Origin of the sequence: Streptomyces sp. NPDC001941 (genome assembly GCF_040296945.1) — a bacterium.
Taxonomy (GTDB): domain Bacteria; phylum Actinomycetota; class Actinomycetes; order Streptomycetales; family Streptomycetaceae; genus Streptomyces.
Genome location: NZ_JBEOYE010000013.1, coordinates 63,181 through 75,451 on the forward strand (window position 1 = coordinate 63,181; position 12,271 = coordinate 75,451).

The 12,271-nt window shown below is 73.5% G+C and carries 8 protein-coding genes; 4 read left to right on the top strand and 4 right to left on the bottom strand.

What is annotated here, in order from left to right; translation table 11 throughout:
- The first annotated feature begins 1 nt into the window (after position 1).
- The gene (locus ABT160_RS12640) at positions 2–862 is read left to right on the top strand and encodes a coiled-coil domain-containing protein (protein WP_351646778.1); all 861 of its coding nucleotides are present in this window, start codon (positions 2–4) and stop codon (positions 860–862) included.
- Positions 863–993: 131 nt separating this feature from the next.
- Here the strand turns inward: ABT160_RS12640 and ABT160_RS12645 are convergent, their stop codons facing one another.
- Positions 994–2,460, bottom strand: coding sequence for an MFS transporter (locus ABT160_RS12645; RefSeq protein ID WP_351646780.1), 1,467 nt, complete (start codon positions 2,458–2,460; stop codon positions 994–996).
- Between the two features lie 369 nt (positions 2,461–2,829).
- Here ABT160_RS12645 and ABT160_RS12650 point away from each other — a divergent pair, with 369 nt between their 5' ends.
- Positions 2,830–3,618: an ABC transporter ATP-binding protein gene (locus ABT160_RS12650; RefSeq protein ID WP_351646782.1), complete on the top strand. Its 789-nt coding sequence runs from the start codon at positions 2,830–2,832 to the stop codon at positions 3,616–3,618.
- Positions 3,615–6,185 carry an ABC transporter permease gene (locus tag ABT160_RS12655; protein ID WP_351646784.1) on the top strand — a complete coding sequence of 857 codons (2,571 nt, stop codon included), beginning with the start codon at positions 3,615–3,617 and terminating at the stop codon, positions 6,183–6,185. Before ABT160_RS12650 ends, ABT160_RS12655 begins: the two co-directional genes overlap by 4 nt.
- 108 nt (positions 6,186–6,293) lie before the next feature.
- On the opposite strand, the gene mfd is transcribed toward ABT160_RS12655, so the two are convergent.
- On the bottom strand, positions 6,294–9,824 hold the full coding sequence (gene mfd / locus ABT160_RS12660) for a transcription-repair coupling factor (RefSeq protein WP_351646785.1): 3,531 nt from the start codon (positions 9,822–9,824) through the stop codon (positions 6,294–6,296).
- Positions 9,825–10,133: 309 nt separating this feature from the next.
- Positions 10,134–10,319, bottom strand: a complete 186-nt coding sequence (locus ABT160_RS12665) for an antitoxin (RefSeq protein WP_351646787.1) — start codon at positions 10,317–10,319, stop codon at positions 10,134–10,136.
- 176 nt (positions 10,320–10,495) lie between these two features.
- Between ABT160_RS12665 and ABT160_RS12670 the strand changes: the two genes are divergently transcribed.
- The gene (locus ABT160_RS12670) at positions 10,496–11,245 is read left to right on the top strand and encodes a GNAT family N-acetyltransferase (RefSeq protein WP_351646789.1); all 750 of its coding nucleotides are present in this window, start codon (positions 10,496–10,498) and stop codon (positions 11,243–11,245) included.
- A gap of 147 nt (positions 11,246–11,392) precedes the next feature.
- On the opposite strand, the gene ABT160_RS12675 is transcribed toward ABT160_RS12670, so the two are convergent.
- The gene (locus ABT160_RS12675) at positions 11,393–12,199 is read right to left on the bottom strand and encodes a DUF4190 domain-containing protein (RefSeq protein ID WP_351646791.1); all 807 of its coding nucleotides are present in this window, start codon (positions 12,197–12,199) and stop codon (positions 11,393–11,395) included.
- Between the last annotated feature and the right edge of the window lie 72 nt (positions 12,200–12,271).

The window sequence follows — 12,271 nt, forward strand, 5'->3', positions numbered from 1 at the left end:
CATGGGGTTCGAGGTCGTACGCGGCCGTGGGTACCGGATCGAAGCGGTCGACCGCTTCCTGACCGGGCTGTCCGCGGAGCGTGACGCGGCGTGGGAGCGGGCGGCGCGGCTGACCGTGCTCGCCAAGGAGATGGAGGCGGAGGCCGAGCGGCTGCGCGCCGTCGTCGAGGCGCTGCCGCCGCAGCGGTACGAGGAGCTGGGCGGGCGCGCCCCGCGGCTGCTCGCGCTGGTGGAGGAGGAGGCCGACGCGGTGCACGCCACCGGGACGGCCGAGGCACAGGGCATCGCCGAGGCCGCCCAGGCGCTGTCCCGGCGGCTCGCGCGCGAGGCCCGCGAGGCCTCCGACGAACTGCTGGGGGACGCGGAGGCCTTCTCGCGCCAGCGCCTGCAGACGGCGCAGGCCACGGCGGAGGACGAGCGGCTCGCCGCCCGGCGCGACGCGGAGGACCTGCGGGGCGAGGCGCAGACCTCGCTGGAGGACGTGCGCCAGCGCACCGCGGCCGTGCTGTCCCAGCAGGAGAAGGACCAGGCGGCGCGCTGGGAGGCGGTGGGCCGCGAACTGGCCGAGCGGGAGGCGGACCTGGACGCCCGCCACGCGGAGCTGCTGGCCTACGCCGAGCACGCGCTCGGGGAGGCCGAGCGGGACCTGGCGCGGGCCGACGAGGCCGCCCGGCACGGCCAGGAGGACGCGGACGCGCAGGCGGAGGAGCTGGTGGCGCAGGCCCGTCTGGTGGAGGACCGGGTGGGGCGGGAGACGGAGCGGGTGCTGCGGGAGCACGACGAGGCGCGCGAGGAGATGCACGCGCACATGTCCCACATCCGTACCAGCCTGGCGGCGCTGACGGGGCGCGACCAGGGGTGAGTGTGGCCCGCACCGCGTTGTGGGCAATCGTTCCGCAGGGCGGAACGGGTGGGCACAACGCGTGACGAGCCGCCCGGCTCCGGAGGGCCCGAAGGCCCGCACCCGGAGCCGGGGCACGCACCCCCGGCCGGTCAGTCCGCCAGCACCGGGAATCGTCTCGGGGCCACGAACAGCAGCACCAGCAGCGCCAGCACCCCCGCGCACCCCGCCCCCGTGTACACGTACCGCACCGCGTCCGCCACCGCCCTGCGCACCGCTTCGGTGGGCGCCGCGCCCGCCAGGTCGGGCACCGACCCGAGCCGTGAGGTGAGCACCCCGTTGGCCACGGCCCCGAACACCGCCGCGCCCACGCTCTGGCCCACCTGGCGGCAGAAGAGCACCGACGCCGTCGTGGTGCCCCGCTCCGCCCACCCCACCGTGGACTGCACGCCCACGATCAGCGGCAGCTGGAACAGGCCGAGGGCCGCGCCGAGCAGCAGCATCAGCAGCGCGGGCTGCCAGGCGGCGCCGGGGTAGGGCAGCAGCGGGAAGGCCAGCAGGACCAGGGTGGCGGCGCTGATGCCGATGACCGCGGTCCAGCGGAAGCCGATGCGTCCGTACACCCGGTTGGACAGGGCCGCGCTGACCGGCCAGCTCAGGGTCATCACCGAGAGCACGAAGCCGGCCGCGATCGGGCCGAGGCCCAGGACGGACTGCGCGTACGTCGGCAGGAACACCGTCGGGGCGACCATCAGCAGCCCCAGCGCGCCCAGGGCCAGGTTGACCGCGGCGATCGTGCGGCGCTTCCACACCCAGCCGGGGATGACCGGCTCCGCGGCCCGGCGCTCCACGTGGAAGGTGAGGGCGGCGCCCGCCAGAGCGGTGCCGAACAGGGCGAGCGAGGGCGCGGAGGTCCAGGCCCAGGCGACCCCGCCCTGCACCAGGGCGGTCAGCAGGGCGGTGCCGGTGACGAAGACGGCCAGCGCGCCCGGCCAGTCCACCCGGGCCGGCGGGCCCTCCCGCCGTACCGGCTCGGTGAGGTTGCGCCAGACCAGCCACAGCGCGAGCAGGCCCACCGGCAGGTTCACCAGGAAGATCCAGCGCCAGTCGGCGTACCCGGCGAGGACGCCGCCCAGGGCCGGGCCCGCGACCGCGGAGACCGCCCACACCGTGGACAGCTTCGACTGGATCTTCGGGCGCTCCTTGAGCGGGTACAGGTCGGCGGCGATGGTCTGCACGGTGCCCTGCAGCGCGCCGCCGCCCAGGCCCTGCACGACGCGGAACGCGATGAGTGAGGGCATGTTCCAGGCGGCCGCGCACAGCAGCGAGCCGAGCAGGAACAGCAGGATCCCGGCGATCAGGACGGGCTTGCGCCCGAAGGTGTCGGAGAGCTTGCCGTACACCGGCAGGGTCACGGTCACGGCGAGCAGGTAGCCGGAGAACAGCCAGGAGAACACGGCGAGTCCGCCGAGGTCGCCGACGATCTGGGGGACGGCGGTGGACACCACCGTGCCGTCGAGCGCGGCGAGCGCCATGCCGAGCATCAGGGCCGCGACCACCGCGCCGCGCCCGCGCGGGGCGGTCGCCGGTGTCGCGGCCCCGGTTATCGCCTCGGTCACCGGGATCCCTTCATCGTGCACCTAAAAGCGTCGCCACACTGTCTCACCCACGACCCGTGCGACGACAGGGTCCACCCGGGGGTGGACGCCCCCTAGGGGCTTCTCCTTACGTACGTCCGCCCCGCGTTCGTCCCGCCGGAGGACGAGCCGATCACGGTCCCTTCCCTACGTTGGTCCCACGGCACCGGGAGCGGCCGCGCCGGCACGGGGGTGGGGGTAACCACAGGGTCGATGCTGCGCCGGGCACCAGTGCGTGCGCCCGTCGCCTCCCCGCAGACTCGAGGGGCATCCCGGACCGATCCCGCAGACCGGCGCGTCCGCGCCCGGTGCCCGCGTGCGCCACCGCATGACCGACATAGGAGAGATCACGTGACATCGGCTGTGACCATCCCCAGGCACGGGGGTACTGGAGGGCGTACGGCCGTCGCCGCGCGGGCCCGCCAGGTCGTCAAGGCGTACGGCTCCGGGGAGACCCGGGTCGTCGCACTGGACCACGTCGACGTGGACATCGCCCGCGGGGGTTTCACCGCGATCATGGGCCCCTCGGGGTCCGGCAAGTCGACCCTGATGCACTGCCTGGCCGGTCTGGACACGGTGACCAGCGGTCAGATCTTCCTGGACGAGACCGAGATCACCGCGCTGAAGGACAAGAAGCTCACCCGGCTGCGGCGCGACCGGGTCGGGTTCGTCTTCCAGGCGTTCAACCTGCTGCCCACGCTGAGCGCCCTGGAGAACATCACGCTGCCGCTGGACATCGCGGGCCGCCGGGCCGATCCGGCGTGGCTGGAGCGGGTGGTGGAGACGGTCGGCCTGTCCGGGCGCCTCAAGCACCGCCCGAGCGAGCTCTCCGGCGGGCAGCAGCAGCGCGTCGCGGTGGCCCGGGCGCTGGCGTCCCGGCCGGAGATCATCTTCGGTGACGAGCCGACCGGCAACCTGGACTCGCGCTCGGGCGCGGAGGTCCTGGGCTTCCTGCGCGGCTCGGTGGACGAGCTCGGCCAGACCATCGTCATCGTCACCCACGACCCGGTCGCCGCCTCCTACGCGGACCGCGTGGTCTTCCTGGCGGACGGGCGGATCGTCGACGAGATGCGGCGCCCCACCGCCGACGCGGTGCTGGACCGGATGAAGGACTTCGACGCGCGCGGGCGGACGTCATGAGCGTCCTGAAGACCTCCCTGCGCAACTTCTTCGCGCACAAGGGCCGGATGGCGCTCTCGGCCGTCGCGGTGCTCCTCTCGGTGGCGTTCGTCTCGGGCACGCTGGTCTTCACCGACACCATGAACGCCACCTTCGACCGGCTCTTCGCGGCCACCGCCGCCGACGTCTCCGTCAAGCCCAAGGGGGCCACCGACGACGAGAACCCGGGCACCGGGCGCCCCGAGACGCTGCCCGCCGCGCTCCTGGCGCGGGTGGCGAAGGCGCCCGGCGTGAAGTCCGTCGAGGGCTCCGTCGTCTCCTCCGCCGTCACCGTCGTCAACGCGAAGAACGAGAACGTCGGCCCGACCAGCGGGGCGCCCACCATCGCGGGCAACTGGACGCCGGGCGAGCTGCGTTCGATGGAGATCACCTCCGGCCACGCGCCGCGCGGCCCCACCGAGGTGATGGTCGACTCCGACACCGCCGACAAGCACGGACTGGAGCTCGGCGACACCCTGCGCACCATCGCCGTCACCGGCGACCACACCGCGACGATCACCGGCATCGCGTCGTTCAAGGTCACCAACCCGGGCGCGGCCGTCGTCTACTTCGACACTCCCACCGCCCAGCGCCAACTGCTGGGCGCCACCGGCCTGTTCACCTCCGTGTCGGTCACCGCCGCGGACGGGGTCGGCGACGAGCGGCTCAAGCGCGACGTGGCCGCCGCCGTCCCGGGGCCGTACCTGTTCCAGACCCAGGCGGAGGCCGCCGACGCGGGCCGCGCCGACGTCGGCTCCTTCCTCGACGTGCTCAAGTACGCCATGCTCGGCTTCGCCGGGATCGCCGTCCTCGTCGGGATCTTCCTGATCGTCAACACCTTCTCCATGCTGGTCGCCCAGCGCACCCGGGAGATCGGCCTGATGCGGGCCATCGGCTCCAGCCGCCGCCAGGTCAACCGCTCGGTGCTGATCGAGGCGCTGCTGCTCGGCGTGACCGGCTCGGTCCTGGGTGTCGGGGCGGGCGTCGGCCTGGCCGTCGGGCTGATGAAGGCCATGTCCGCGCTCGGCATGCAGCTGTCCACCGACGACCTGACCGTGCGCTGGACGACGCCCGCCGTCGGCCTGCTGCTCGGCGTCGTCGTCACCGTCCTGGCCGCCTACGTCCCGGCCCGGCGCGCCGGGAAGGTCTCCCCGATGGCGGCCCTGCGCGACGCGGGCACCCCCGCCGACGGACGCGCCTCGCTGGTACGGGGCGCGGTGGGCCTGCTCCTGACGCTCGCCGGGGCCGCCGCGCTGCTGACCGCGACCCGGGCCGACTCCGCCGGGTCGGGCTCGGTGTTCCTCGGGGCGGGCGTGGTCCTGACGCTGATCGGCTTCGTGGTCGTCGGACCGCTGCTGGCCGGCGGCGTGGTGCGGGTGCTCGGCGCGCTGGTGCTGCGGGTGTTCGGCCCGGTCGGGCGGATGGCCGAGCGCAACGCGCTGCGCAACCCGCGCCGCACCGGGGCGACCGGCGCGGCCCTGATGATCGGCCTGGCGCTGGTGGCGTGTCTGTCGGTGGTCGGCTCCTCGATGGTGGCCTCGGCCACCGGCGAGCTGGACCGTTCGGTGGGCGCGGACTTCATCGTGCAGTCGGCCAACGGCCAGCCGGTCGTGCCGCAGGCCCAGGCGGCCCTGGAGAAGGCGCCGGGCCTCGCGCACGTCACGCGGTACCGGGCCGTCCCGGCGACGCTCACCGCCCCCGACGGCAGCCGCGCGGCCGACGAGGTGGTGGCCGCCGACCCGACGTACGCGCAGGACCTGCGGCGCACGACGGTGGCGGGCGAGCTGGCGGCCGCGTACGGCGAGGACGCCATGTCGGTCGGCCAGAAGTACGCGGACGAGCACGGCGTGAAGGTCGGCTCCGTCCTGACCGTCGCCTTCAAGGGCGGCGCCACCGCGAAGCTGACCGTGAAGGCGATCACCTCCGACGACGGCAACGTCGACAAGGGCGTGAAGTACACGAGCACCGCGACGGCGTCCCGCTACCTGTCCGCGGACCGGCTGCCCAAGAGCCTGATCGTGTTCGCCACGGCGCGCGAGGGGCAGCAGGAGCAGGCGTACGCGGCGCTGAAGGACGCGCTCGCGCCCTACCCGCAGTACAAGGTGCAGAACCAGGCCGACTTCAAGCAGGACCTGAAGGACCAGGTCGGCCAGCTGCTGAACATCGTCTACGGGCTGCTCGCCCTGGCGATCGTGGTCGCCGTCCTCGGCGTGGTCAACACCCTGGCCCTGTCGGTGGTCGAGCGCACCCGGGAGATCGGGCTGCTGCGCGCCATCGGCCTCTCGCGCCGCCAGCTGCGGCGGATGATCCGGCTGGAGTCGGTGGTGATCGCCCTGTTCGGCGCGCTGCTCGGGCTCGGCCTGGGCATGGGCTGGGGCACGGCGGCGCAGAAGCTGCTCGCGATGGAGGGCCTGGGCATCCTGGAGATCCCCTGGACGACGATCCTCACGGTGTTCGTGGGCTCGGCGTTCGTGGGCCTGGTCGCCGCGCTGGTCCCGGCGTTCCGCGCGGGCCGGATGAACGTGCTCGGGGCGATCGCGACCGAGTGACACGGACGGCTCCCGATAGGATGACGGCTCGGCCCCGGTGGCAACCTCCATGCCCACCGGGGCCGTTCCGCGCGCCGTGCGGCGCCGCGTGCGGGTGCGTGCGTGCCGCTACGACAGGATCGTGGTCAGGAACTCGCCGGTCCACGCGAGCAGTTCGCGGCCCACCACCGGCTTCCCGCCGATCTTCCCGGCCGTCGGGCGCGGCACCAGGATCTGGTGCGCCGCCGGCTTGATCACCGCGCGCGGGTGCAGCCGCTTGAGGCGCAGCTCCTGCGACTCGCGCAACTCCACCGGCGCGAAGCGGATGTTGGGGCCCTGGAGCACGATCTCGCCCACTCCGCAGGCGCGCGCCAGCATCCGCAGCCCCGCCACCAGGAGCAGGTTCTCCACCGGCTCCGGCAGCTTGCCGTAGCGGTCGGTGAGCTCCTCGCGCACCGCCTTGACGTCCTCCTCGGAGGTGGCCGCCGCGATGGCCCGGTAGGCCTGCAGGCGCAGCCGCTCGCCGGGTGCGTAGTCGTGCGGGACGTGTGCGTCGACGGGCAGCTCGATCTTGACCTCCAGCGGCTCCTCGACGACCTCCTCGCCCGACTCCAGGGACTTGCGGTAGTCGGCGACCGCCTCGCCCACCATCCGTACGTACAGGTCGAAGCCGACGCCCGCGATGTGCCCGGACTGCTCGCCGCCCAGCAGGTTGCCCGCGCCGCGGATCTCCAGGTCCTTCATCGCCACGTACATGCCCGCGCCCATCTCGGTGTGCTGGGCGATGGTGGCGAGCCGCTCGTGCGCGGTCTCGGTGAGCGGCTTCTCCGGCGGGTACAGGAAGTAGGCGTAGCCGCGCTCGCGGCCGCGGCCCACCCGGCCGCGCAGCTGGTGCAGCTGGGACAGGCCGAAGTTGTCGCCGCGCTCGACGATCAGGGTGTTGGCGTTGGAGATGTCGATGCCGGACTCCACGATCGTGGTGGAGACGAGCACGTCGAACTTCTTCTCCCAGAAGTCGACGACGACCTGCTCCAGCTGGCTCTCGCCCATCTGCCCGTGCGCGGTGGCGATGCGCGCCTCGGGCACGATCTCGCGCAGCCGGGCGGCGGCGCGGTCGATCGACTCGACCCGGTTGTGGATGTAGAAGACCTGTCCCTCGCGCAGGAGTTCGCGGCGCACGGCCGCGCCGATCTGCTTCTCCTCGTAGGGCCCGACGAAGGTGAGCACCGGGTGGCGCTCCTCGGGCGGGGTGGTGATCGTCGACATCTCGCGGATGCCGGTGACCGCCATCTCCAGGGTGCGTGGGATGGGCGTGGCGGACATGGTCAGCACGTCCACGTTGGCCCGCAGCTTCTTCAGCTGCTCCTTGTGCTCGACGCCGAAGCGCTGCTCCTCGTCGACGATGACCAGGCCCAGGTCCTTGAACTTCGTCTCGGAGGAGAACAGCCGGTGGGTGCCGATGACGACGTCCACCGAGCCGTCCCTGAGGCCCTCCAGGGTCGCCTTGGCCTCGGTGTCCGTCTGGAAGCGGCTGAGCGCGCGCACCACGACGGGGAACTGCGAGTAGCGCTCGGAGAACGTCCCGAAGTGCTGCTGCACCAGCAGGGTCGTGGGCACCAGCACGGCGACCTGCTTGCCGTCCTGCACGGCCTTGAACGCGGCGCGCACCGCGATCTCGGTCTTGCCGTAGCCGACGTCGCCGCAGACCAGGCGGTCCATGGGGACGGTCTTCTCCATGTCCTCCTTGACCTCGGCGATCGTGGACAGCTGGTCGGGCGTCTCGACGTACGGGAAGGCGTCCTCCAGCTCGCGCTGCCAGGGCGTGTCCGTGCCGAAGGCGTGGCCGGGGGCCGCCATCCGCGCCGAGTACAGCTTGATCAGGTCGGCGGCGATCTCCTTGACGGCCTTCTTGGCGCGCGCCTTGGTCTTGGTCCAGTCGGCGCCGCCGAGCCGGTGCAGGGTGGGGGCCTCGCCGCCCACGTACTTGGTGACCTGCTCCAGCTGGTCGGTGGGGATGTACAGCCGGTCGCCGGGCTGGCCGCGCTTGGCGGGCGCGTACTCCACGAGCAGGTACTCGCGGGTGGCGCCCTGCACGGTGCGCTGCACCATCTCGACGTAGCGGCCCACGCCGTGCTGCTCGTGCACGATGTAGTCGCCCGGCTCCAGGGTGAGCGGGTCGATCTGCTTGCGGCGCCGGGTGGGCATCCGGGCGCCGTCCTTGCCGGCGGCCTTCTGCCCGGACAGGTCGGTCTCGGTGAGCACCGCCAGGCGCAGCCCGGGGTCGGTGAAGCCGTAGTCGATGGAGCCGCACGAGACGTGCACCACGGACGGGTCGAGCGTGCCCAGGTCGGCGTCCAGGCGGGCCGCGATGCCCTCGTCGGCGAGCACCTGGGCGGTGCGCGAGGCGGGGCCGTGGCCCTCCGTCACGTACACCACGCGCCAGCCGTCGGAGAGCCAGCCCTTGGTGTCGGCGAGCGCCCGCGCGGTGTCGCCGCGGTAGGCCTCGGGGGCGTGCATGCCGAGCTGGAGGGTGTCCTCGTCGAGCTCGGCGTCGGCGGCGAACGGGGACACCGACCACCACATCATGCCCAGCTCGCGGGCCCGGTCGCGGACGTCGGCGATGCCCCACAGGGACGCGGCGCCCACGTCGATGGGCGCCTCGCCGCCGGTCGCGGTCGCGGCCCAGGACGCCTGCAGGAACTCCTGGCTGGTGGCGACCAGGTCGGTGGCCCGGGTGCGCACCCGCTCGGGGTCGCAGACCACGGCCATGGACCCCTCGGGCAGCACGTCCAGGAGCAGTTCCATGTCGTCCACCAGGACCGGGGCGAGGGACTCCATGCCCTCCACCGCGATGCCCTCGGCGATCTTGCCGAGGAGTTCGCCGAGCTCCGGGTGGGCCTCGGCGAGCGCGGCGGCCCGGGTGCGCACCTCGGCGGTCAGCAGCAGCTCGCGGCACGGCGGCGCCCACAGGCCGTGCTCGGCGACCTCCAGGGAGCGCTGGTCGGCGACCTTGAAGTAGCGGATCTCCTCGATGTCGTCGCCCCAGAACTCCACCCGCAGGGGGTGCTCCTCGGTGGGCGGGAAGACGTCCAGGATGCCGCCGCGCACGGCGAACTCGCCGCGCTTCTCCACCAGTTCCACCCGGGCGTACGCGGCGGCGGCCAGCGCCTCCACGACCTCGCCCAGGTCGGCGCTCCGCCCGGTGCGCAGGGCCACCGGCTCCAGGTCGCCGAGGCCCTTGACCTGTGGCTGGAGCACGGAGCGGACGGGGGCGACGACGACCGAGACGGGGCCGGTGGCGGGGTCGTCGGCGGCCGGGTGGGCCAGCCGCCGCAGCACGGCCAGGCGGCGGCCGACGGTGTCGGAGCGGGGGCTGAGGCGCTCGTGGGGCAGCGTCTCCCAGGAGGGGTACTCCACGACCGTGTCCGGGTCCAGCAGGGAGCGCAGGGCGGCCGCCAGGTCCTCGGCCTCGCGGCCGGTGGCGGTCACCGCGAGGACGGGCCGCTGGGCGTCGCGGGCCAGCGCGGCGAGGGCGAACGGACGGGCCGCGGGCGGGCCGACCAGGTCCACGTGCATGCGGTGGCCGTCGGCGGCGGCCTTCACCGCTTCGGTCAGCGCCGGGTCGCTCACTACGGCGTCGAGAAGACCGTGCAGGCTCATGGGGGCATCCACTCCGGGGTCGGTCTTGGGGCAACGCGAACCGCCCGACACGTCGCACGGGCCGGGGGTCTCCAGCGTACGACGCCGGGGTGACAGGACGCCCACGGAGCCGGGCGGGGCGGGTGGCCCGGAGGGCGGCGGCGTCGTGACGTACGGCGGGGCGGGCGCCGTGCTCACGTGCGAGGCGTCGTGACGTACGGCGGGGCGGCGTGCGGGCGCGGGCGGGCCGTCGGCGGGCGGGCCCGGAACGCGTCGTCCGCGCCGCCCGGTGGGCGGCGCGGACGACGGAGGTCGGGGGAGCGGGGCCGGTCAGGCCGGGGGCTCGGCCTCCGGGCGGTCCTTCACGCCGAGGGCGCCCTCCACCTTCTCCTGGACCTCGTTGACCTTGTCCGCGTACTTGTCGCCGGTCTTCTCGTTGACTTCCTGCTCGACGGCGTCGGAGATGTCCTTCGCCTTGTCCTGGGCCTGGTCCTTGAACCGGTCGAAGATCCCCATCTGTGGCTCCTTTGGGTGGGGAACAAGAGGCCTGATCGACGCTACGCGCCCCGCTCCCATTCCGCGCGCCGAGCCGATCGCCGCGGCTTCGACCAGCGCGAATACGGGTGAAGCAGGGGCCGCCCGGGGCGAAAAACCACTGGGGACCCGCACGGGTGTGCGGCTAGCCTGCGGCCATGGAGCTCAAGATCGCGTCCCTGGCCCGGCGTCCGGACCTGGAGGGCCCGATGTGGAACATGGCGGACAGCTGGCCGGAGTTCATGCGGCACGACCCGATCGGCTGGGCGCACGTGGGCCGCATCGCCGCCCAGTTCCCCGAGTACGTGCTGGTGGCGACGGACGAGCGGGAGCGCGTCGTCGCCAAGGCCTTCAGCGTCCCCTTCCGGCTGGCCGCCGAGGGGCGCGGCGAGCTGCCCGCGACCGGCTGGGACCAGGTCCTGTTGTGGGCGTTCTCCGACCGGCGCGCCGGGCGCATCCCGGACACGGTGAGCGCGATCGAGATCGCCGTCGACCCCGCGCTGCAGGGCCGCGGCCTGTCCGCGCGGATGCTCGCGGCGCTGCGGGACAACGCCCGGGAGCTGGGCTTCCGCGAGGTGGTCGCCCCGCTGCGGCCCAGCGGCAAGCACCACGAACCGCACGCTCCGGTCCACGAGTACGCGTACCGCACGCGCGAGGCGGACGGGCTGCCGCACGACCCGTGGCTGCGGGTGCACGTGCGCGCGGGCGGGGTGGTGGACTCGGTGGCGCCCGCGTCGATGACCATCGCGCACTCGGTGGAGCGCTGGCGCGAGTGGACGGGGCTGCCGTTCGACACGGACGGCCCGGTGGAGGTGCCCGGCGCGCTCACCCCGGTGGAGTGCCACGCCTCGCGCGGTTACGCGGTGTACGTGGAGCCGAACGTCTGGGTGCGCCACAGCCTGGTGTGAGGCGAACGCCCGCGGCGCCGCGGCCCGGTGCGGGGGCGGCGGCACGCACGCGGCACGCGGCACGCACGCGGGCCGGCCGGACCACTCCCCTCGCGGTGGTCCGGCCGGCCCGTCGGGCGCCGTCGGGGCCCGTCGGGGCCCGTCGGGTCAGAGCTTCAGTTCCCACTGGGAGGCGTTGTAGGAGATGCCGGGGCTGATCTCGACGGTGAGGGACTTCGCGGCGGCCGGGGTGTCGAAGGCGTAGCGCACGGTGGCCTTCTTGCCGGGCAGGACCGTGCCGGTGAAGCCCGCGCCCACCTTGTCGTCGAAGACCTGCTCGGCGGTGGTGCCCTCCTTGCCCGCGCGGGCGTCGGCGGTGACCAGGGAGGCGTCGAACTTCTCCTTGCCGCCGTTCTCGATGGTGACGGTCACCTCGTAGGCCTTGTTGCCCTTGGTGTGCCCGGCGGCGTACGCACCGGGCGTGAACGGCTTCGCGGCGGAGACGGTGACCTTGAGGTCGTCGTCGTAGATCGTGGTGTCGCCCGCGGCGAGGCCCTTGGCCTTGTCGTCGACCTGCGGCTTCTCCGCGCCCTTGCCCTTGCCCGGGTCCTTCGGCGCGGTGCTCGCGGTCGCCTTGTCGATCTCGTCCACCACGTCGCTGACGGCCTTGAACGTGATGACCGCGCCGACCACCGACAGGACCATCGCCACCAGGCCGAGGACCGCGCCGGCCGTGGTGGCGCCCTTGTTGGACGCCTGGCCCCGCTTGACCCGGCCGCGGCCCGTCAGGCCCAGGACCAGGGCGATCAGGCCCAGGATCCCCGCCAGCCAGAAGAAGAACGGGATGAACCCGGAGAGGGTGCCGATGATGCCCAGCACCAGGGCGGCGGTGCCCAGGCCGTTGCGGGCCGGGACCGGCGCCGGGGCGAACTGGCCGTAGCCGGGGTCGTGCTGGGGCTGGGTGTACTGCGACATGGGAGTCCCCCTCCTGGGTGTGACGAGCTCACTGGCGGAGCCCCTCGTTTCGCTGGGTCAATAAGAACAGAG

Excerpts from the sequence above, each read along its gene's own strand:
- ABT160_RS12675 (WP_351646791.1), bottom strand. The coding sequence starts at position 12,199 with ATGTCGCAGTACACCCAGCCCCAGCACGACCCCGGCTACGGCCAGTTC.
- ABT160_RS12640 (WP_351646778.1), top strand. The coding sequence starts at position 2 with ATGGGGTTCGAGGTCGTACGCGGCCGTGGGTACCGGATCGAAGCGGTC.
- ABT160_RS12670 (WP_351646789.1), top strand. The coding sequence starts at position 10,496 with ATGGAGCTCAAGATCGCGTCCCTGGCCCGGCGTCCGGACCTGGAGGGC.
- ABT160_RS12655 (WP_351646784.1), top strand. The coding sequence starts at position 3,615 with ATGAGCGTCCTGAAGACCTCCCTGCGCAACTTCTTCGCGCACAAGGGC.
- ABT160_RS12665 (WP_351646787.1), bottom strand. The coding sequence starts at position 10,319 with ATGGGGATCTTCGACCGGTTCAAGGACCAGGCCCAGGACAAGGCGAAG.
- mfd (WP_351646785.1), bottom strand. The coding sequence starts at position 9,824 with ATGAGCCTGCACGGTCTTCTCGACGCCGTAGTGAGCGACCCGGCGCTG.